This is a genomic window from Pseudomonas sp. VI4.1 (assembly GCF_002029345.1).
In the GTDB taxonomy this organism is placed as follows: domain Bacteria; phylum Pseudomonadota; class Gammaproteobacteria; order Pseudomonadales; family Pseudomonadaceae; genus Aquipseudomonas.
In genome coordinates this window covers 38,623-58,040 of record NZ_MULM01000144.1, presented here as the reverse complement: position 1 = coordinate 58,040, position 19,418 = coordinate 38,623, and the positions used below count along the sequence as shown (strand labels likewise).

Sequence of the window (19,418 nt, the reverse complement as noted above, 5' to 3'; positions counted from 1 at the left end):
CGAAGGCGGAGTGTCAGTCGACACATGTATCGGCTGACCCACCGCCTTCGCCGGCAAGCCGGCTCCTACAAAGGTCCGAGGTCAATTTGAGATCGGTTTAGGGATTTCCAGCCCGCGTATCACCGCCGGCCGTGCCAGGAAACGCTCCAGCACTCGCGAGACGTTGGCGAAGTCCTTGATGCCCACCAGATCCCCGGCCTCATAGAAGCCGATCAGGTTGCGTACCCAGGGGAACGTCGCAATGTCGGCGATGGTGTAGCGCTCGCCCATGATCCAGTCGCGCCCTTCCAGACGTTGGTCGAGTACCTTGAGCAGACGTTTGCTTTCTTCAACGTAGCGGTCCCGCGGTCGCTTGTCCTCGTAGTCCTTGCCGGCGAATTTGTTGAAAAAGCCGAGCTGGCCGAACATCGGCCCGATACCACCCATCTGAAACATCAGCCACTGGATCGTCTCGTAACGAGCGGCCGACTCCTGGGCCAGCAATTGCCCGCTCTTGTCGGCCAGGTAGATCAAAATCGCCCCGGACTCGAACAGCGGCAGCGGTCGGTCGTCCGGGCCATGGGGATCGAGGATGGCGGGAATCTTGTTGTTGGGGTTCAGCGAGAGGAATTCGGCGGACAGCTGATCATTGGTATCGAAGCCCACCCGATGCGGCTCGTAGGGCAGCCCGATCTCTTCGAGCATGATCGAGACCTTGACGCCATTGGGGGTCGGCAAGGAGTACAACTGGATCCACTCGGGGAATTGGGCCGGCCATTTGCGGGTGATCGGGAACGCGGACAGATCGGGCATGGGGGAGAATCCACGGCAAAATTGAGACCGTTGATCATAATGCAGGCGCTGGCGAAGGCTACGAACTTTTGGCGTTATCGATATTGCTGATGAGCAAGATCAAAGGATCGCCGCGTTCGCAGCCGCCATCACCTGTACCCTGTCCATAAATCCGCAACATCCTGTTGATAACCTTTGCCCCAATCCGCTCAAGGTTGCCGCTAAAGTGCTGCGCTCGCTCGGATCGAACCAAATGGGCCCGGGAGACTCCAAGGGACCTGCCCCATGACATGGAAAAACACCGCAGCCGGGCTGCTCGCGGTGTAGAGGTTTGTCAGCCTTAACCGAATGCGCCGAAGATCACCTATCCACATGATGAACCCTTTGAAATTCGCCAAACGTTTTAAACATCGCGCGTACATTTTCCTGCCCTCACTGCTGGCAGTGAGCGCGCTGTTCCTGTCCCTGGAATCCAGCGAAAGCCGCGCCCAACCGGCGGATGGCACCCAGACGCTGGTATTTTTGCGCCACGCGGAAAAACCCGCCGGCGGCCTGGGCCAGCTCAATTGCCAGGGCTTGAACCGCGCCATCGATCTGGCCACCTTGCTGCCGGAAAAATTCGGCAAGGCCAATTACGTGTTTGCCGCCAACCCGACGCGCAATGTCGAGGAAGGCGAGCTGGACAATTCCTACAGCTATATCCGCCCCTTGATGACCATCAGCCCCAGCGCCATCAAGCTCGGTTTGCCGGTGAACATCAATTTTTCAGCCAACGATACCAGCGACCTGGCTGATGAACTGCTGCACGACAAGTACCACAACTCGGTCATCTACACCGCCTGGTCCCACGGCTACCTGCCCGAGCTGATCAACAAGGTCGCTGGCGAAGCCGTCGGCAAGAAACAGAACATCACCGATGACTGGGAATCCAGCGACTTCGACACGTTGTACGTGCTCACGCTGACCTGGCACAACGGCAAGGCCAGTGTGGTGAGCCACAGCTACAAGCAAGGGCTGGATAATGGTCAGGAGACCTGTCCGACCTGAGCATCAGTGAGTCGGGCGGGGCGGTATTGATTCAAGGTTTGTAGCGTCTGCGAGGGCCCCTTCGCGAGCAAGCCCGCTCCCACAGTTGATCTGCGTCGTACACAAATTTCGTGTCCATTGAAGATCAAATGTGGGGTGGGCAAAAACACCATCAACCTCGCAAATTCACCCGCTCGCGAAGGTATTCGAGAACAGCCCCCCGCTCCCCCGCAAACTCGATCCGCGCGCCCTTCTTCTCCCGCTGAAACGCATACATCGGGTCGTAATACTCGCTCAACAACCCTTCGATCCAGCCCCGGTGCAGATCCACCGCCCCACTGTTCGCCTGCTCCGCCAGGGCATCTTCCATCAAGATCAGCATCCGCCGGTGGCGCTCGCCGCCCAGGCGCTTCTGCACATTATTCAGGCTCGCCAGCAACCGCTCGGAAAACAGCCCGAAGCCTTCGTCGCCATGCACCCCCATGAACTCGGCGCACAGATCCACCACGTAGTCGCGCAGGATCCGCTCCACCCGACCTTCCAGGCTGTCTTCCAGCCACACCATGGGAAACTGCTGCATGCCCTGATACAGCGGCAACGGCAGCGCGCAACTGCCGATCGCGCGGCTCTCGTCTTCCAGCACGAACTGCTCGATACCACGGGCACGCTTCTTCAGCACGTCCACGGCGAGGCGGTTTTCAAAGTCGATGTTGGAAGGTTGACCGGTGGCGCGCTTGCCGAAACTGGAACCGCGATGGTTGGCGTGGCCTTCAAGGTCCAGCCCGTTGCTCAATTGGGTGAGCACCTCGGTCTTGCCGGTGCCGGTCATGCCGCCCAGCAACACGAAATCGCACTGGGCAATGGCTTGATCGACCGTGTCCAACAGGAACGTGCGCATCGCCTTGTAGCCGCCACCGACCCGCGGATAGTCGATCCCCGCCTCGTCCTTGAGCCATTGCTGGACGATCTGCGAGCGCAAGCCGCCACGAAAACAGTACAAATACCCCTCGGGATGCGCCCGCGCAAAATCGGCCCAGGCCCGAATGCGCTCGGCCTTGATATCGCCGGATACCAATTGATGCCCCAACGTAATGGCGGCTTGCTGACCGTGCTGCTTGTAGCAGGTGCCGATCCGCTGCCGCTCGTGGTCATTCATCAGCGGCAGGTTGACCACGCCGGGGAATGAACCCTTGAGGAATTCGACCGGCGCGCGGGCATCCAACATTGGCCGGTCGTTGAGAAAGATGTCGCGGTAATCGGTGCAGTCGAGTGACATCAAAACACCTCGACCGCGTTAGTCTGTCGCTCGATCAATTCGCCGATCGGCTCAAGGTTCAGGCCCAGCCCGGCGGCCACTTCGAGAAATTGTGCGTTGCCTTCAGGGGTGACCGCAACCAGCAGGCCGCCGCTGGTCTGCGGGTCGCAGAGCACGCGCTTGTGCAGTTCCTGCAGGCGTCCGAGCTTGCTGGCGTAGCTGTCGTAGTTGCGCAGGGTGCCACCGGGCACGCAACCCTGTTCAAGGTAGTACTCGACACCCGGCAGGCGCGGTACCCGGTCGTATTCGATGCGCGCGGTCAGCTGGCTGCCATCGGCCATTTCCACCAGATGGCCCAACAGGCCAAAACCGGTGACGTCGGTCATCGCGGTCACGCCCTCGAGCTTGCCGAAGCGGCTGCCGGGTTTGTTCAGGGTGCACATCCAGTCACGCGCAAGGCCGATGTCGGCGTGGCGCAACTTGCCCTTTTTCTCCGCGGTGGTGAGGATGCCGATGCCCAGGGGCTTGGTCAGGTAGAGCAGGCAACCGGCGGTGGCGGTGTCGTTGCGCTTCATGTGGCGCTTTTCCACCAGCCCGGTCACGGCCAGGCCGAAGATCGGCTCCGGCGCGTCGATGGAATGCCCGCCGGCCAACGGGATTCCCGCTTCATCGCACACCGAGCGTCCGCCGCGAATCACTTCCCGGGCAATCTCCGGCGCCAGTACATTGACCGGCCAGCCGAGGATGGCGATGGCCATCAGCGGATCGCCGCCCATGGCGTAGATATCGCTGATGGCATTGGTCGCGGCGATGCGGCCGAAATCGAACGGATCGTCGACGATCGGCATGAAGAAGTCGGTGGTCGACACCACGCCACGCTCTTCATCGATGGCATACACCGCCGCGTCATCGCGTGAGGCGTTGCCGACCCAGAGTTTCGGATCAAGGTTCTGCGCGCCGCTGCCGGCCAGGATCACCTCCAGCACCTGGGGCGAAATCTTGCAGCCACAGCCTGCGCCGTGGCTGTATTGGGTCAGACGGATCGGCTCGCTCATGGGGAAATCATCTCGTGAAGTCATAACCCAAGAGTCTACAACAACCCCGATTTTCAGGCGCTGCCACAGCCGTCCGACAATCCGAATGAATTTTCCGCAGCCCCGATGATCCCTCTATTACCACAGGGAGGAATACGGGCTATATGAACAATGCAAAACTTTTCGTCATTGAATACACCCTTCATGGCGCTCCCAAGTCTTTCATTATCCGCCTGGAAAAAATGGATAACGCGGAGGCCTGGCATTGGGCGAGCTGCGACGCCGGCGTGGGTCGGATCCCGCGCTTCGGCCGGGAAAAGGTGCAAAAGACCAGCAAGCCGATGGCGGAGAAATTTGGCGTGGAGAACGTCAAGTGGCGGCCGGCGAGTTGACGGTCGCGCCCCGCTTTGGACATTGAGAGCGGACATTGAGAGGGGACATTGGGAGGAATCAGTGCATGACCACGACACCACTCACCAGCATGGCTCACATCGATTACGGCCTCGATACGCTGTTCGGGCGGGTCACTAAAAGCGCCGAATGCCTGGTCGGGCTGGAACAAGTCGAAAATGATCCGACATGCTTTGCGTTACGCGTTCAACCCCCCGTGCCCGAGGATCTGGAGAAGGCCAAGACGCTGGTGGTGAAGGTTGCAGGACGACGTTTTAATGGTGTCGTGCGCCATACCGAGCGACTGGACGATGAAAGCCTGAAACTGGAAGTGGAGCCCGACTAGGCTCCACCGTTGCCTGGATGAGCTATTTGCCGTGGGCACACTTGCACCCTTTACTGGCGCATTCTTCGCCGTGTTCATGGTGCTTGGCGCAGGCTTCGCAGCAGTAGTGCTTGCCGTGGCGGGCGATCGGATGTTCGCCTAGCTTGCAGGAGCATTTGGGGCAGTCGCAGATACTTTCACTGTCGATCATGAGTCTGACTCCATAGGTATGGTTGTCCGGCGCTGGACTGCGCACCGTAATACCAGTGTAGGAGCGTCATGCCTGCCGTGTAGTGCTGCGGTACATGAACAGCAAGGCCAGGGCGAGTAGCAGCATCGCCAATACCCGACTGCCGGACAGCTCGATCTGCGGGTTGCCCAGCCAGCCGAAGTGATCGATCAACATTCCCATGCCCAGTTGCCCGACGATCACGGCGACCGTTGCCACCGCTGTGCCCACCCGGGGTACAGCGCCGACCATCACCATCATGTAGACCACGCCGAACAACGCCCCGCCGAGCTGCCATTTCGGCACGTCCAGCAGGCTCATGGCATGGGCCGGTTCGAAAAACAGGATCAACAACCCGGTGAGCACGGCGCCCACCACGAACGTCAGCAAACTGCTGCGCAATACGCCGACCGTTTCGCCCAGTCGCCCGTTGATCGCCGCCTGGATACTCAGCACCGCACCGGCGGCCACGACCACCACCAACAATATAATCAGATTCATCATCAACCCCGAGCGATCAGAACAAGTGCCGCGACAATCAGCAGCAAGGCCAGCCAACGTTCACCGTTGACCTTCTTGCGGGTGGTGCCGAACCAGCCGAAGTGGTCGATCAACACGCTTTTGCCGACCTGGCCGGAGAGGATCGCGATCATGGTCATGGCGATACCAATGTGCGGTGTGGCCAGGGTCAGCACCACCACGTACACCGGCCCGAGGAAACCGCCGAGCAACTGCCAGCGCGGCAACTCGCTGAAAGCCGGCCCCTGTTGCGGGCCGCTGAGCAGCAACAGGAAAAACAGAATCGCCGAGCCGACGCCGAAGATGCTGAAGGTGGCCCACAGGTGACCGACCTGAACCCCGAGCGGCCCGAGCAAGCCGGCCTCCACGGATAGGCCCATGCCGGCGAGGATGACCAGGGGCAGCAGCAATAGCCGCAACCCGGGTTTGGGAGTTGGCGTTGCGACAACATCAACGTTGTCGATTGAAGAAGATTGCATCGGGAGTTCCTGGGTAGTCGATCAAAGCACGAACCCCCTGTAGGAGCTGGCTTGCCAGCGAAGAGGCCATCACATCCAACATCACTGTTGCCTGTGCCACCGCCTTCGCTGGCAAGCCAGCTCCTACAGGGGGTTTGCGTTGTCAGTGGGATAGGCGCGCATTATCGGCTGGCGATGCTTTGCGATAAATGGGAGTATCCCGACAACACTTTTGCGTAAAGCGCACAGCAGGATTGATCATGCACGGCCTCAACGAACTGGGATTCAAGGCACTTCGATTGTTTGTCGCCGTTCTCGACCACGGCAGCTTTTCCGAGGTGGCTCGCCGTGAGGGCCTGGCGCCCTCTTCGATTTCCCGGCAGATCCAATTGATGGAGCAGGCGCTGAGTCAGCAACTGCTCTACCGCCACACCCGCGCCGTATCGCCCACTGAAGCCGGGCGTATGCTCGGCCATCACGCGCGCCTGGTGCTGGTGCAACTGGAAGAAGCCGAACAAGCCTTGCAGGAACAGCAAAGCGAACCCGGCGGGCTGGTACGGATCAATGCGCCGGTGGTGTTTGGTCAACGGCATTTGACGCCGTGGCTAGGGCAACTCTGTGAGCGCTACCCGAAACTGCAACTGGATATCCAGCAGACCGACAGCTACATCGACCCGTTGCAGGAAGGCGCCGATCTGTTGTTTCGCATCGGCCCGCTGCACGATTCGAGCATGCAGGCGCGCATCCTGGCGCCCCAGCGTTTTCAGGTGGCGGCGAGCCCGGCCTACCTGAAACGGCACGGCACACCGCAGCATCCCGACGAGCTCGCGGCGCATCAGTGCCTCGCCTACAAGGGCGTGGCCGGTCAGCAGCGCTGGTTCTTTCGCCAGGGTCAGCAGGACTGGACGCCTTACTCGATCAAGGGGCCGATCACCGGCAACCATGCCGACACCCTGACCCAGGCTGCCGAGCAGGGCCTGGGGTTGGTGATGTTTCCATCGTGGCTGATTGGCGAAGCGGTGCGCAACGGCACGCTGGTGCCGGTGCTGAAGGACTATGAGGTGTCCAACAGCCTCGAACCGCAACAGATCGCCGTGCTCTGGCCGGGCAGTCGACGGTTGTCGGTGAAGGTCAGGACGGTGATCGATTTTTTCGTCGAGTGTTTTGGTGCGGTGCCTTACTGGGACAGGCCGTAAAGCCTCTAAACACCGTAATCCTTGTGGGAGCGGGTGTCTGGGAGGGACGGGTTACAAAACCATCGCGGCCACCCAGCCAAACCCCAGCAACGGCAGGTTGTAGTGCAGGAAAGTCGGGACCACGGTGTCCCAGATATGGTGATGCTGGCCATCGATGTTCAGGCCGGAGGTCGGGCCCAGGGTCGAGTCCGAGGCGGGCGAACCGGCGTCACCCAGGGCGCCGGCCGTGCCGACGATGCTGACGATCGCCAGCGGGCTGAAGCCCAGTTGCACGCACAGCGGCACGAAAATCACCGCCAGGATCGGCACGGTGGAAAACGACGAGCCGATACCCATGGTCACCAACAGGCCCACCAGCAACATCAGCAACGCGCCGATAGCCTTGCTGTGGCCGATCCACGAGGCCGAGGTTTCGACCAGCGTCTGCACCTCTCCGGTGGCTTTGATCACTTCGCCAAAACCGGAGGCGGCGATCATGATGAAGCCGATCATCGCCATCATCTTCATGCCTTCGGTGAACAGGTCGTCGGTGTCGCGCCATTTGACGATGCCCGATGCCGAAAAAATCAGAAACCCTGCCAACGCACCGATGATCATCGAGTCCAGCAGCAACTGAACGATGAACGCCGCGGCGATGGCCAGGCCGGCCACCATCAGGCTCAGCGGGTTGTACTGCACCGCGACCTGCTCGACCTGTTCGATTTTTTCCAGGTTGTAGACCCGCTTCTTGCGGTAGCTGATAAACGCAGCGCCAAGGCCAAACACCATGCCCAACGCCGGAATGCCCATGGCATGGGTGACGTTGATACCGCTGATATCGACGCCGCTGCGGGCAACGTTGGCCAGCAGGATTTCATTCAAAAAGATGTTGCCGAAGCCCACGGGCAGGAACATGTACGGCGTGATCAGGCCAAAGGTAATGACACAGGCGATCAACCGCCGGTCCAGTTGCAGCTTGGTCAGCACATATAACAGCGGCGGTACCAGCAGTGGAATGAAGGCGATATGTATCGGCAAGATATTCTGGGAAGCAATGGCCACCACCCACAGCAAGCCAATCAGCAGCCACTTGACCTGTCCGCCACCGCTGGCGTGCTGGCGATCGACCATCGCCAAGGCCTTGTCGGCCAGGGCATGGGCCAGGCCGGACTTGGCAATGGCCACCGCGAACGCACCCAGCAAGGCGTAGGACAACGCGACCGTCGCCCCGCCGCCGAGGCCGCTGTTGAACGCCTTGAGCGTCGCGTCGATGCCCAGGCCACCGGTCAGGCCACCGACCAGCGCGCCGACGATCAGCGCGATCACCACATGTACGCGGGACAGGCTGAGTATCAGCATGACGCCGACCGCGGCAATTACTGCATTCATTATCAAGACCTCAAGACAAACGGAATGAGTCCGGCCGGCAGTCTGCGTGAGCCGCCAGCGGGTTGAAGAATGGGTTTTATTAGAGGGCGCGCACTGTGCCGGACCGTCGCGGCCTTGTCAAAGCCAATGCCCTCCATGCAGACGGGCCGCCACTCCCTGTAGGAGCGAGCTTGCTCGCGAAGGACGTTAACGATAATGCGTTCTTTCTGAGTGAATGCGTCGTCCTTGAGACCATCGCGAGCAAGCTCGCTCCTACAGGGGGGGGGCTGTGCAAGGCATCAATTTCACACTGGTCTCTTATTCGCCGGACGGCATAAAGAAAGCCGAAACCCTGCCGCTACAGTGCCGAGTCTCAGATAATTATCGAATAAAGGACGTCTCCATGCCGCTCAGACAACTGTCCATTCAATGGAAGATCACCCTGCTCGCCGGGCTCTGCCTGGCCGGTATCGTGACCCTGCTGGTGGGTCTTTCGCTGTATCGCATGGAGCACAGCGCCGCGCTGGTGAAAGCCTCGAGCATGGAGATGCTCACCGAAGCCGCCCAGGCCCGGATCGAATCCCAGGGTGAAAACCAGGCGTTGGAGATTCGCCAGCAGTTCATGGACGCCTATCAATACGGCCACGGATTTTCCCGCCAGGTGCTGTTCTTGCGCGACCAGGCCGAGAAGCGCTTTCTCGACGCCTTCGACCTGCGTGAAGACCTGACCCGCCAGGTCAAGTCGGCGCTGCAAGCCAACCCGGAACTGCTTGGCCTGTCGCTGGTGTTCGAAGCCAATGCGCTGGACGGCAAGGACGATCTGTTTGCCGGCCAGGCGGAGCTGGGCAGCAACGACAAGGGCCGTTTCGCCCTGTATTGGTCGCAACCGACGCCAGGCAAGGTGACCTCCATGGCACTGCCCGAAAGCGACATGACCGACACCGCCACCGGCCCCAGCGGCGAGCCGGCGAACGCCTGGTTCACCTGCCCGCGCACCACGCTCAAGCCCTGCGTGATCGAGCCCTACTTCTATGTGATCGACGGGCAGAAGGTGCTGATGACCAGCATCGTTTTCCCGCTGATGGTCAATGGCAAGGTCATCGCGTCGCTGTCGGCGGACATCAACCTTAACAGCCTGCAAGCGGTCAGCCAGGGCGCAAGCCAGAAGCTGTATGACGGCCAGACCCACGTCAGCATCATCAGCCCGGTCGGTTTGCTCGCCGGCTACAGCCCGGACGCCAGCAAACTCAGCCAGCGCCTGGATACCGTGGACCCGACCGACGGTGCCGAACTGATCCGCATGCTGGCCACCAGCAGCCAGACCGAAAGCCTGCACAGCAAACAACAGCTGAAAGTGCTGGCGCCATTCCAGCCGATTCCCGGTGGCAAGCCTTGGGGCGTGTTGCTCGAGGTGCCGGAAAAAGTGCTGGTGGGCCCTGCCGAAGCCCTGAAGAAACAACTCGATGACAGCAACACCGCCGGCACGCTGATGGAACTCGGCCTCGGCGCACTGGCGGCGTTGATCGGCCTGTTGCTGGTATGGCTGATGGCCCGCAGCGTGACCAAACCGATTCTCGGCGTGGCGCACATGCTCGAAGACATCGCCAGCGGCGAAGGCGACCTGACCCGTCGCCTGGCCTATGACAAACAGGACGAATTGGGCCAGTTGGCCGGCTGGTTCAATCGCTTCCTCGACAAGCTGCAACCGATCATTGCCGAGGTCAAACGCTCGGTGCAGGACGCGCGCAGCACGGCGGATCAGTCCTCCGCCATCGCCACCCAGACCAGTGCCGGCATGGAACAGCAATACCGCCAGGTGGATCAGGTCGCGACCGCCTCCCACGAAATGAGCGCCACCGCCCAGGATGTCGCCCGCAGCGCCGCACAAGCGGCACAAGCGGCGCGGGATGCTGATCACGCCACCCGTCGTGGCCTGACCGTAATCGACCAGACCACCACCAGCATCGACAACCTCGCCGCCGACATGAGCGCGGCCATGGTCCAGGTCGAAGGCCTGGCGGCCAACAGCGAGAAAATCGGTTCGGTGCTGGAAGTGATTCGCGCCATCGCCGAACAGACCAACCTGCTGGCCCTCAACGCCGCGATCGAAGCGGCGCGCGCCGGTGAGGCCGGACGCGGTTTTGCCGTGGTGGCCGATGAAGTGCGCAACCTGGCACGCCGGACCCAGGAGTCAGTCGAAGAAACGCGCTTGGTGATCGAGCAGTTGCAGAGCGGCACCCAGGAGGTGGTGGGATCGATGAGCAATAGCCATCGACAGGCTCAAGGCAGCGTCGAGCAGGTGGGTCAAGCAGTGACGGCGCTGCGCCAGATTGGCGAAGCAGTGACGGTGATCAGCGACATGAACCTGCAGATCGCCAGTGCCGCGGAAGAGCAAAGCGCGGTGGCCGAAGAGATCAACAACAACGTGGCGACGATTCGGGATGTGACCGAGTCGCTGTCGGGGCAGGCCAATGAATCGGCGCGGGTGAGTCTGTCGCTGAACAGCCTGGCCAATCAGCAGCAGAGTTTGATGGATCAGTTCCGCGTCTGACCCGATTTTATCTGACGAAACGCCCCCCTGTAGGAGCTGGCTTGCCAGCGAAAGCGGTAGCACATCCAACACATATGTTGCTGTCAGGACGCCTTCGCTGCAAGCCAGCTCCTACAGGGGACCGTGTGAACATTAAGATCTGGGTCAGCGCCTGGGCAATTCGATCACCACCTTCAACCCGCCCCACTCACTCTCCTCCAGCCTCATCAACCCACCCCACGTATCAACGATGTCGCGCACAATCCCCAAGCCCAACCCATGCCCATCCATCTGCTCATCCAGCCGCGTACCGCGACTGAGCACCTGCTCGCGGCGGTCCTCGGGAATCCCCGGGCCATCGTCTTCCACGCTCAGCTCAAACCCTTGCGCCGTCTCGACCACGCTCAAGCGCACCTCGGCATCCGTCCACTTGCAGGCGTTGTCCAGCAGGTTGCCGAGCAACTCCAGCACATCCTCCCGATCCCACGGCAACAGCAAGCCCTTGGGCGCTACATAGCTGAGATCCAGGTGTTCACCGTGGATCATGTTCAACGTCGCCAGCAACCCCGGCAGTTCCGCATCGCAATCAAACAGCGCCCCCGGCAAGGCGTCGCCGGACAACCGGGCGCGGTTGAGTTCGCGGTTAAGCCGCTGTTGCACGTGCTCAAGCTGCTGCTGAATCACTTTGCGCAGTTCCGGCTGAGCGTCGAATTTTTCGCTGGAGGCCAGGCTCAACAACACTGCCAGCGGGGTTTTCAAGGCATGCCCGAGGTTGCCCAGGGCATTGCGCGAACGCTTGAGGCTGTCTTCGGTGTGGGCCAGCAAATGGTTGATCTGCGCCACCAGCGGCTCCAGCTCCACCGGCACCTGATCATCGAGTTGCGAGCGCTGGCCCTGCTGCAACTGGGCGATTTGTTCACGGGCCTTTTCCAGCGGCCGCAAGGCGCGGCGCACGGTGATCCGCTGCAGCAACAGAATCAACAGCAACCCCGCCAGGCCCAGGCCGAGTCCGACCTGTTGCATGCGCAAAAAACTGTCGCGCACCGGGGTGTAGTCCTGGGCGACGCTGATGGAAATCGACTGGCCGAGGCGGCGATAGTCCGAGGCGCAATATCAGCAGCTGCTGCCCTTCCGGCCCCAGCTGCAGGTTGCTGTGCAGCCCGGGATGGTCCAGGCGCGGCAGTTCCTGATCCCACAGCGAACGGGAGCGCCAATGGCTGTCGGCAAAGTCGATGCGGAAATAGTGCCCGGAAAACGGGCGCTGATACGCCGGCGACAGGTGTCGTTCATCCAGCTGCAACCCCTGAGGCCCGCGCACCAGCGCTACCAGCAGGCTTTCACTGTCGTTGCGCAACCCGGCTTCGAGGTAGCGCTGCAAACCCATTTCGAACAGCCACAGGCTGGTCTGCGCCAGCACCAGGCCGACGATCACCATCACGCTGATCAGGCCCAGGCTCAAGCGGCGCTGGATCGACCTCACCGGGCTTGCCCGCCGAACAGGTAACCCTGGCCGCGACGGGTTTCGATCACGCTGCGCCCGAGTTTGCGTCGCAGGTGGTTGACGTGGACTTCCAGCACATTGGAATCGCGCTCGGTCTCACCGTCGTAGAGGTGTTCGGCGAGGTGGCTTTTGGACAAAATCTGTTCGGGGTGCAGCATGAAATAGCGCAGCAGGCGGAACTCGGCGGCGGTGAGCTGGATGTCGGCGCCGTCGCGGCTCACGCACTGGCGGCCTTCATCCAGATGCAAACCCGCCGCCTTGAGCGTCGGCTGGTTGGCCTGCCCATGGGAGCGGCGCAACAGCGCCTGGACCCGCAGGTGCAATTCTTCAGGGTGGAACGGTTTGGTCAGGTAATCGTCGGCGCCGGCCTTGAGGCCCTCGATGCGCTCGGCCCAGGAGCCGCGGGCGGTCAGGATCAGCACCGGTGTGGCCAGGCCGCCGGCCCGCCATTGAGTCAACACATCCAGGCCCGACAGCCCCGGCAGGCCGAGGTCGAGAATGATCAGGTCGTAGGGCTCGCTGCTGCCCTGATACACCGCATCGCGACCGTCCGCCAGCCAGTCCACGGCGTAGCCCTGGCGGTTGAGGCCGGCCATCAGTTCATCGGCCAGGGGCACGTGGTCTTCCACCAGGAGCAAACGCATGGGTCAATCTTCCTTGTCTTTCAGTAACTCGCCAGTGCTGGCATCGAGGTCCAGCTCACGGACCACACCGTCGGTGGTCAGCAGCTCGACTTCATAAATGTAGACGTCATGTTTTTCCTCAAGCTCGGCTTCCAGCAGCTTGGCCCCGGGATAACGGTCCAGCGCCTGCTGCAACAGTTGCTCCAGCGGCAGGATCACCCCTTGTTGGCGCAGGCGCAGGGCTTCGTCCTGATCCAGGTCCCGGGCCATCGCCATCGAGCAAAAAACCAGCAGCGCCAGGGCCAGCCGGCTGCCGGCGCGCCGATTTGCAATACAAAGCACCTTCATTACGTATCCTGATGATCCTTGAGCACCTGCCCGCTGACAGCGTCCAGTTCCAGGTCCCAATCGATCCCTTGAGGGTCACGCATTTCCACCTGATAGATGTACTTGCCGTACTCTTCTTCCAGTTCGGTTTCGGTGATGGTGGAACCTGGGTGTTTGGTCAATGCGGTGGCGTTGAGCTTCTCGAAAGACACAATGGTACCAGCGTCGCGCAACCTCAGGGCTTCATCGGGGCCGAGGTCGCGAGCCTGGGCAATGCTGGCGGTCAGGGTGATGAGGGTGGCGGTGAACAGGGCAGTCAAGGTTTTCATGGGTGTCTCCGTATTTTTATGTGTTGCTTACGGCGGCCACTATAGCGACATCAACTTAACTGAAACTGAATTGCCATCATTGACCCTTTAGTCAGTGTTTTCCCGCAAGCCCAAACGCAAACTGTTAAACTCGCCCCCTGCCCACATCGCCGCGGCGATCGCCACCTGACAGAGCTCAAACCACTGTGGAAATCTTCAAAGAATTTACCTTCGAATCCGCCCATCGCCTGCCCCACGTCCCGGACGGGCACAAGTGCGGCCGCCTGCACGGTCACTCGTTCAAGGTGGCGATTCATTTGAGTGGAGATCTTGATCCGCATACCGGCTGGATTCGCGATTTTTCGGAGATCAAGGCGATCTTCAAGCCGCTGTATGAGCGGCTGGATCATAACTATTTGAATGACATTCCGGGGTTGGAGAATCCGACCAGTGAAGTGCTGGCCAAATTCATCTGGAAAGAATTGAAGCCTCTGCTGCCGGAACTCAGCGCGATCCGCATCCACGAAACCTGCACCAGCGGCTGCATCTATCACGGCGAATAAACCAGACAACACATTTCCTGTGCAGGAGCTGGCTTGCCAGCGAAGGTCGTTAACGATAACGCGTACATTCAGGATAAACGCGGCGCCTGGGAGTCCTTCGCTGGCAAGCCAGCTCCTACACGGGGCATGCGTTTCGTCAGTGAATGATCAAACCACCTTTAGCGGTGGTTTTTTTATGCCTATGCTTTTTCGCTCGCACACGCAAGAGGACGCACCCATGACTGACTGGCCGCTGGCTCAGACCTTTCGTTTCAACGGCCACTCCGTGCGCTTCGCCGTCCGGGGCGACGGCCCGCCGCTGGTGTTCGTGCATGGCACGCCCTTCTCTTCTTACGTGTGGCACCGGATTGCGCCGCATTTCATCACCACGCACCGGGTGCATTACTTCGACCTGCTGGGGTATGGGCTGTCCGATAAAGTCGAGGGCGACGTGTCCCTGGGTGTGCAGAACGAACTGCTGGCCCGGCTGCTGGAGCATTGGGGCCTGGATTGCCCGGATGTGGTGGCCCACGATTTCGGTGGCGCTACCGTGTTGCGTGCGCATCTGCTCAATGGCAAGGATTACCGCAGCCTGACGCTGATCGACCCGGTGGCGCTGACGCCCTGGGGGTCGCCGTTCGTGCAGCATGTGCGCCAACATGAGGCAGCGTTCAGCGCACTGCCCGATTACATTCAACAGGCGATCGTACCGGCCTATATCCGCGGGGCGATCAAACGTGACATCCCGGACGAAGAGCTCGCCCCTTATGTACAGCCTTGGCTGGGTGATCCGGGGCAAGCGGCGTTTTATCGGCAGATCGCGCAGATGGATGAGCGTTATACCCGCGAAGTCGAGGGGCAGTACCCGACCGTTCGCTGCCCGGTGCAGATTCTTTGGGGCGAGGACGATCAGTGGATTCCCGTCGAGCGTGGGCGGGCGTTGCACCGGATGATGCCGGGGTCGCAGTTTCATCCGATTGCGAATGCCGGGCATCTGGTTCAGGAAGATGCGCCTGAAGCCATCGTCGCGGCGTTGCTGCGGTTTTTGCCACTACACAAATCCCCCTGAAGAAACCCATTATCCCCCGTAGGAGCTGGCTTGCCAGCGAAGGCGGTGGCTCAGTGAACACTTGTATTGGCTGACACACCGCCTTCGCTGGCAAGCCAGCTCCTACAGGGTTCTGTGTTCCTTCAGATAGTTCGCGCCCTCTGCCGAACCAAACGCCCGCTCTCGTCTATAAATAACAACACCTGCCCCGCTTGGCACGACCGCTGCAACACCCTCGCGTCCTCCCATCCCGCAAGGAACGCCCCATGACGCAGAACGCTCCCGGCAACGACTACCCCCTCAGCGAAGTGCCGATGCATGCCCGCAAAGGCCTGGCCTCCACAGCCATGGTGCTGCTGGGTTTCACCTTTTTTACCGCGACCATGTTTGCCGGCGGCAAGCTCGGGGTGGCGTTCGGTTTCGGCGAGATGATGGCGGTGATTGTCGTCGGCAATCTGCTGTTGGGGATCTACGCCGCAAGCCTGGGCTACATTGCGTTCAAGAGTGGCCTCAATTCGGTGCTGATGGGACGTTTCTGCTTTGGTGAAATCGGCAGCCGGCTCAGCGACCTGATCCTCGGCTTCACTCAGATCGGCTGGTACGCCTGGGGCACGGCGACCGCGGCCGTGGTGTTGGGCAAGTATTTCGAATTGAGCGAAGGCCCAGTACAGGGCCTGATGGTGCTGTTCGGCCTGATGTTTTGCGCCACGGCCTATGTCGGTTATCGCGGGCTGGAAATCCTGTCGTACATCGCGGTGCCCGCCATGATGGTGTTGCTGATGCTGTCGATGTGGGTCGCCACGACCAAGGTCGGCGGGCTCGATGGCTTGCTGGCGGTCGTGCCGACGGCCACCCTCGATTGGTCGACCGCCATCACGCTGGTGTTCGGCACCTTTGTCAGTGGCGCGACCCAGGCGACCAACTGGACGCGCTTTTCGCGCTCGGCCAGGGTCGCCGTGCTGGCAAGCCTGATCGGTTTTTTTATCGGCAACGGCCTGATGGTGTTGATCGGCGCCTACGGCGCCATCGTCTACCAGCAACCGGACGTGGTCGAAGTGTTGCTGTTGCAAGGCTTCGCCATGGCCGCGATGGCGATGTTGCTGCTCAACATCTGGAGCACCCAGGACAACACCATCTACAACTTCGCCGTCGCCGGCTGCAACCTGTTGCGCACCGGCCGGCGCAAAACCGTGACCCTGGCCGGCGCGGTGATCGGCACGCTGCTGGCGCTGCTGGGCATGTACGACTATCTGGTGCCCTACCTGATTCTGCTGGGCACGGTGATTCCGCCGATCGGGGGCGTGATCATGGCGGACTTTTTTTATCGCTACCGCGGTCAATATCCACGCCTGGCCGATGCCCGGTTGCCGGCGTTCAATGGCTCAGGCCTGAGTGCTTATGCGGTCGGCACCGTTGCTGCGTTCAGCTCGCCATGGGTCGCGCCGCTGGCAGGGATTGCCGCTGCCGCGCTAACGTATGTGATATTGACCGGGGTACTCGGCACCCGTACCGCCAACGCGCCACTAGAAGATCTATAAAAGGATTCGCCCGATGCACATCATCAACGCCCGCCTGCGCAACCAAGAAGGGTTGCATGAGTTGCACCTGGAAAACGGTCTGATCAGCAATATCGGCCGACAGACCGAGGCGCCAACCCTGGGGCCCGATGATCTGGACGCCGGCGGCAATCTGGTGATTCCACCCTTCGTCGAGCCGCATATCCACCTCGATGCGACACTGACCGCCGGCGAGCCGCGCTGGAACATGAGCGGCACGCTGTTCGAGGGCATCGAGTGCTGGAGCGAGCGCAAGGTGACGATCACCGCGGAAGACACCAGGAACCGCGTCAGGAAAACCCTCCAGAGCCTCGCCGCCCATGGCATCCAGCATGTGCGCACCCACGTCGACGTCACCGACCCGCAACTGACGGCGCTGAAGGCGATGCTCGAAGTGCGCGAAGAAAGCCGACACCTGGTCGACATGCAGATCGTCGCCTTCCCCCAGGAAGGCATCGAGTCATACCGCAATGGTCGGGAGCTGATGGAAGAAGCGATTCGCATGGGCGCCGATGTGGTCGGCGGCATTCCGCATTTCGAGTACACCCGGGACCAGGGGGTGAGTTCAGTGAAGTTTCTCATGGACCTGGCCGAGCGCACCGGCTGCCTGGTCGACGTGCACTGCGATGAAACCGACGATCCGCATTCACGCTTTCTCGAGGTGCTGGCCGAAGAAGCCCGCAGCCGCGACATGGGCTCTCGGGTCACCGCCAGCCATACCACGGCCATGGGCTCCTATGACAACGCCTACTGCGCCAAGCTGTTTCGCCTGCTCGGGCATTCCGGGATCAGTTTTGTCTCCTGCCCCACCGAAAGCATCCATCTGCAAGGGCGCTACGACAACTTCCCGAAACGCCGCGGCGTGACCCGCGTCAACGAGTTGCTCGAAGCGGGCATGAACGTGTGTTTCGGCCAGGACTCGATCGTCGACCCGTGGTACCCGCTGGGTAACGGCAACATCTTGCGGGTGCTCGAAGCCGGCCTGCACATCTGCCACATGCTCGGTTACCGCAACCTGCAAAGCGCGCTGGACCTGGTGACCGACAATAGCGCCAAGGCCATGGCCCTGGGTGATCGATATGGACTGGAACGGGGGCGGCCGGCGAATTTGCTGATTCTGTCGGCGGACAGCGATTACGAGGTGATTCGCAGCCAGGGTTTGCCGTTGTATTCGGTGCGGGCGGGCAAGGTGTTGATGAAGCGGCAGATGCCGGTGGTGGAGCTTTTCGGCGATCAGGGCTGAATTTTGCGTTGACTGGGCTGACGCCATCGCGAGCAAGCTCGCTGCCACAGGTTTTGCGTCGTGTACAAGTGTTGTGAACGACATGAATCCTGTGGGAACGAGCTTGCTCGCGATGGCGATCTATCAATCAACCAATCAATCGAGCCGTACCGAACAAGCTGACCCGACTCAACGCCCCCTGCTCTTCTTCCAGCAAAATCGGCGCCGTGCCGCCAGGCATGACGACTTTCACTTCACCCGCCGCAACCCACCCGACCCGCCATGCCGCAAACGCCACCGCACTGGCGCTGGTCCCCGACGACGCCGTCGGCCCTTCGCCCCGCTCGAACACCCGGGCCACGATCCGCCCCTCGGACTCAAGCATCGCCCATTGCAAATTGACCCCGGCCGGACACGGCACGCCTGCCCCGGTCGGCATGGCATAGGCGATCCGCGTCAGCCCTTCGGACAACTCCGGTTGACGCATCTGCTCATTGCTCGGCAAGGCCGCAGCAGCATCCACAAGGGTCACGCAGTGCGGATTGCCAACCCGCGCGAACTGGCTTCGCGACCATGCGGCATTGAGTGACGACAACGGCTGCACATGGCTGAGTTCGCGTCCGTTGAAGGCCACGCTCTCAACCCCCTGGGCACTGACCGCCCCCGGCCCGAACGATGGTTTGCCCAGGTCCAGCCAGAACCCGCGCACATCTTCGACCTGCGCCGCTTTCACCGAGGTCTCCCCTGGTGAATCCACGTCGGCCTTATCGTGATGAACCCTGAGCAGACACGCCTGGCCTGCAGGCCAAAGCCCCTGGTCGCTCAACGCCTGGGAAAAAATCGTCAGCCCGTTGCCACTGCGCTCGGCCAGGGTGCCGTCGGTGTTGACGATCAGCAGATCAAAAGGCTGCGATGACTGGAACGGGCCGACCAGCAAACCATCGCTGCGATGGTCCTTGCTGCCGGAGGGTTGTGTGCCGGGGGCCCATCCACAGTAAGCCTCGATGGCTGCCAACGCCCATGCCTCGCGGGTTTGCACGGCCTGGTCGGCCTGATCGGGCAAGTCGATACCGTCGCGGCGCATCTCCTCAGGCGCCACCACTACGTAAATATTGCCGCGTGCATCGTACATCCGCGCCATGGCGCCCCCCTCTGAAGGAATCGATTCGGGCACAACATATCGCGAAACAGCACTTGGCTGTGCAAGGATG

At 61.2% G+C, this 19,418-nt stretch carries 20 protein-coding genes and 2 pseudogenes; 10 read left to right on the top strand and 12 right to left on the bottom strand.

What is annotated here, in order from left to right; genetic code table 11:
* Positions 1-81: 81 nt before the first annotated feature.
* Positions 82-792: a glutathione binding-like protein gene (locus tag BZ163_RS13030; protein ID WP_128871254.1), complete on the bottom strand. Its 711-nt coding sequence runs from the start codon at positions 790-792 to the stop codon at positions 82-84.
* Positions 793-1,146: 354 nt separating this feature from the next.
* Between BZ163_RS13030 and BZ163_RS13025 the strand changes: the two genes are divergently transcribed.
* Positions 1,147-1,818: a histidine phosphatase family protein gene (locus tag BZ163_RS13025; protein ID WP_371916800.1), complete on the top strand. Its 672-nt coding sequence runs from the start codon at positions 1,147-1,149 to the stop codon at positions 1,816-1,818.
* A gap of 151 nt (positions 1,819-1,969) precedes the next feature.
* Here the strand turns inward: BZ163_RS13025 and mnmH are convergent, their stop codons facing one another.
* Together mnmH and selD are read right to left on the bottom strand one after the other, a co-directional pair.
* Positions 1,970-3,073 (bottom strand): tRNA 2-selenouridine(34) synthase MnmH, encoded by a 1,104-nt coding sequence (mnmH, locus tag BZ163_RS13020; RefSeq protein ID WP_128871252.1) that lies wholly within the window; start codon positions 3,071-3,073, stop codon positions 1,970-1,972.
* Positions 3,073-4,107, bottom strand: coding sequence for a selenide, water dikinase SelD (gene selD, locus BZ163_RS13015; RefSeq protein ID WP_128871251.1), 1,035 nt, complete (start codon positions 4,105-4,107; stop codon positions 3,073-3,075). Before selD ends, mnmH begins: the two co-directional genes overlap by 1 nt.
* Positions 4,108-4,250: 143 nt before the next feature.
* On the opposite strand from selD, the gene BZ163_RS13010 reads away from it, so the two are divergent.
* Both BZ163_RS13010 and BZ163_RS13005 read left to right on the top strand, forming a co-directional pair.
* Positions 4,251-4,478: a DUF6555 family protein gene (locus BZ163_RS13010; protein WP_128871250.1), complete on the top strand. Its 228-nt coding sequence runs from the start codon at positions 4,251-4,253 to the stop codon at positions 4,476-4,478.
* Positions 4,479-4,543: 65 nt separating this feature from the next.
* The gene (locus BZ163_RS13005; protein ID WP_128871249.1) at positions 4,544-4,822 is read left to right on the top strand and encodes a hypothetical protein; all 279 of its coding nucleotides are present in this window, start codon (positions 4,544-4,546) and stop codon (positions 4,820-4,822) included.
* Between the two features lie 22 nt (positions 4,823-4,844).
* On the opposite strand, the gene BZ163_RS13000 is transcribed toward BZ163_RS13005, so the two are convergent.
* From BZ163_RS13000 to BZ163_RS12990, 3 genes are all read right to left on the bottom strand, one after another.
* Entirely contained in the window at positions 4,845-5,012 is a 168-nt protein-coding gene (locus tag BZ163_RS13000) for a metallothionein (protein WP_064678787.1), read from the bottom strand.
* 66 nt (positions 5,013-5,078) lie between these two features.
* Complete coding sequence (locus tag BZ163_RS12995; RefSeq protein WP_128871248.1) at positions 5,079-5,531, bottom strand: DMT family transporter; 453 nt, start codon at positions 5,529-5,531, stop codon at positions 5,079-5,081.
* Positions 5,532-5,533: 2 nt separating this feature from the next.
* Entirely contained in the window at positions 5,534-6,028 is a 495-nt protein-coding gene (locus BZ163_RS12990) for a DMT family transporter (protein ID WP_128871247.1), read from the bottom strand.
* Positions 6,029-6,267: 239 nt separating this feature from the next.
* On the opposite strand from BZ163_RS12990, the gene BZ163_RS12980 reads away from it, so the two are divergent.
* The gene (locus BZ163_RS12980) at positions 6,268-7,203 is read left to right on the top strand and encodes a LysR family transcriptional regulator (RefSeq protein WP_128871246.1); all 936 of its coding nucleotides are present in this window, start codon (positions 6,268-6,270) and stop codon (positions 7,201-7,203) included.
* A 51-nt stretch (positions 7,204-7,254) separates the two neighbouring features.
* Here BZ163_RS12980 and BZ163_RS12975 read toward each other — a convergent pair whose 3' ends face one another.
* A complete protein-coding gene (locus BZ163_RS12975; RefSeq protein WP_128871245.1) occupies positions 7,255-8,571 on the bottom strand; it encodes a Na+/H+ antiporter family protein in 1,317 nt (438 codons plus the stop codon).
* A gap of 382 nt (positions 8,572-8,953) precedes the next feature.
* On the opposite strand from BZ163_RS12975, the pseudogene BZ163_RS36395 reads away from it, so the two are divergent.
* Positions 8,954-10,243: pseudogene (locus tag BZ163_RS36395) on the top strand (HAMP domain-containing protein); the annotation flags it as partial.
* Positions 10,244-10,345: 102 nt separating this feature from the next.
* Positions 10,346-11,101, top strand: coding sequence for a methyl-accepting chemotaxis protein (locus BZ163_RS36390; RefSeq protein WP_371916799.1), 756 nt, complete (start codon positions 10,346-10,348; stop codon positions 11,099-11,101).
* A 144-nt stretch (positions 11,102-11,245) separates the two neighbouring features.
* Here BZ163_RS36390 and BZ163_RS12965 read toward each other — a convergent pair.
* From BZ163_RS12965 to BZ163_RS12950, 4 genes and pseudogenes are all read right to left on the bottom strand, one after another.
* A pseudogene (locus BZ163_RS12965) lies at positions 11,246-12,560 on the bottom strand (sensor histidine kinase).
* Positions 12,557-13,225 carry a response regulator transcription factor gene (locus tag BZ163_RS12960; protein ID WP_128871243.1) on the bottom strand — a complete coding sequence of 223 codons (669 nt, stop codon included), beginning with the start codon at positions 13,223-13,225 and terminating at the stop codon, positions 12,557-12,559. Before BZ163_RS12960 ends, BZ163_RS12965 begins: the two are co-directional and overlap by 4 nt.
* Before the next feature lie 3 nt (positions 13,226-13,228).
* Positions 13,229-13,552, bottom strand: coding sequence for a PepSY domain-containing protein (locus tag BZ163_RS12955; protein WP_128871242.1), 324 nt, complete (start codon positions 13,550-13,552; stop codon positions 13,229-13,231).
* Entirely contained in the window at positions 13,552-13,860 is a 309-nt protein-coding gene (locus tag BZ163_RS12950; RefSeq protein WP_128871241.1) for a PepSY domain-containing protein, read from the bottom strand. The genes BZ163_RS12955 and BZ163_RS12950 overlap by 1 nt, the downstream gene beginning before the upstream one ends.
* A gap of 185 nt (positions 13,861-14,045) precedes the next feature.
* Between BZ163_RS12950 and queD the strand changes: the two genes are divergently transcribed.
* The 4 genes from queD to codA all read left to right on the top strand — a co-directional run bounded on the left by queD (position 14,046) and on the right by codA (position 18,228).
* On the top strand, positions 14,046-14,402 hold the full coding sequence (gene queD / locus BZ163_RS12945; protein WP_059405420.1) for a 6-carboxytetrahydropterin synthase QueD: 357 nt from the start codon (positions 14,046-14,048) through the stop codon (positions 14,400-14,402).
* Positions 14,403-14,619: 217 nt separating this feature from the next.
* Positions 14,620-15,450, top strand: coding sequence for an alpha/beta fold hydrolase (locus BZ163_RS12940; RefSeq protein ID WP_128871240.1), 831 nt, complete (start codon positions 14,620-14,622; stop codon positions 15,448-15,450).
* A gap of 245 nt (positions 15,451-15,695) precedes the next feature.
* The gene (gene codB, locus BZ163_RS12935; RefSeq protein WP_128871239.1) at positions 15,696-16,967 is read left to right on the top strand and encodes a cytosine permease; all 1,272 of its coding nucleotides are present in this window, start codon (positions 15,696-15,698) and stop codon (positions 16,965-16,967) included.
* Positions 16,968-16,980: 13 nt separating this feature from the next.
* On the top strand, positions 16,981-18,228 hold the full coding sequence (gene codA, locus BZ163_RS12930; RefSeq protein WP_128871238.1) for a cytosine deaminase: 1,248 nt from the start codon (positions 16,981-16,983) through the stop codon (positions 18,226-18,228).
* A gap of 127 nt (positions 18,229-18,355) precedes the next feature.
* Here the strand turns inward: codA and BZ163_RS12925 are convergent, their stop codons facing one another.
* On the bottom strand, positions 18,356-19,348 hold the full coding sequence (locus tag BZ163_RS12925) for a diaminopimelate epimerase (RefSeq protein ID WP_128871237.1): 993 nt from the start codon (positions 19,346-19,348) through the stop codon (positions 18,356-18,358).
* Positions 19,349-19,418: the final 70 nt, after the last annotated feature.

Bases quoted from the DNA above. Each gene is read 5' to 3' on its own strand.
- BZ163_RS13030 (WP_128871254.1), bottom strand. From the start codon at position 792: ATGCCCGATCTGTCCGCGTTCCCGATCACCCGCAAATGGCCGGCCCAA.
- BZ163_RS13025 (WP_371916800.1), top strand. From the start codon at position 1,147: ATGAACCCTTTGAAATTCGCCAAACGTTTTAAACATCGCGCGTACATT.
- mnmH (WP_128871252.1), bottom strand. From the start codon at position 3,073: ATGTCACTCGACTGCACCGATTACCGCGACATCTTTCTCAACGACCGG.
- selD (WP_128871251.1), bottom strand. From the start codon at position 4,107: ATGAGCGAGCCGATCCGTCTGACCCAATACAGCCACGGCGCAGGCTGT.
- BZ163_RS13010 (WP_128871250.1), top strand. From the start codon at position 4,251: ATGAACAATGCAAAACTTTTCGTCATTGAATACACCCTTCATGGCGCT.
- BZ163_RS13005 (WP_128871249.1), top strand. From the start codon at position 4,544: ATGACCACGACACCACTCACCAGCATGGCTCACATCGATTACGGCCTC.
- BZ163_RS13000 (WP_064678787.1), bottom strand. From the start codon at position 5,012: ATGATCGACAGTGAAAGTATCTGCGACTGCCCCAAATGCTCCTGCAAG.
- BZ163_RS12995 (WP_128871248.1), bottom strand. From the start codon at position 5,531: ATGAATCTGATTATATTGTTGGTGGTGGTCGTGGCCGCCGGTGCGGTG.
- BZ163_RS12990 (WP_128871247.1), bottom strand. From the start codon at position 6,028: ATGCAATCTTCTTCAATCGACAACGTTGATGTTGTCGCAACGCCAACT.
- BZ163_RS12980 (WP_128871246.1), top strand. From the start codon at position 6,268: ATGCACGGCCTCAACGAACTGGGATTCAAGGCACTTCGATTGTTTGTC.
- BZ163_RS12975 (WP_128871245.1), bottom strand. From the start codon at position 8,571: ATGAATGCAGTAATTGCCGCGGTCGGCGTCATGCTGATACTCAGCCTG.
- BZ163_RS36390 (WP_371916799.1), top strand. From the start codon at position 10,346: ATGGAACAGCAATACCGCCAGGTGGATCAGGTCGCGACCGCCTCCCAC.
- BZ163_RS12960 (WP_128871243.1), bottom strand. From the start codon at position 13,225: ATGCGTTTGCTCCTGGTGGAAGACCACGTGCCCCTGGCCGATGAACTG.
- BZ163_RS12955 (WP_128871242.1), bottom strand. From the start codon at position 13,552: ATGAAGGTGCTTTGTATTGCAAATCGGCGCGCCGGCAGCCGGCTGGCC.
- BZ163_RS12950 (WP_128871241.1), bottom strand. From the start codon at position 13,860: ATGAAAACCTTGACTGCCCTGTTCACCGCCACCCTCATCACCCTGACC.
- BZ163_RS12940 (WP_128871240.1), top strand. From the start codon at position 14,620: ATGACTGACTGGCCGCTGGCTCAGACCTTTCGTTTCAACGGCCACTCC.
- codB (WP_128871239.1), top strand. From the start codon at position 15,696: ATGACGCAGAACGCTCCCGGCAACGACTACCCCCTCAGCGAAGTGCCG.
- codA (WP_128871238.1), top strand. From the start codon at position 16,981: ATGCACATCATCAACGCCCGCCTGCGCAACCAAGAAGGGTTGCATGAG.
- BZ163_RS12925 (WP_128871237.1), bottom strand. From the start codon at position 19,348: ATGGCGCGGATGTACGATGCACGCGGCAATATTTACGTAGTGGTGGCG.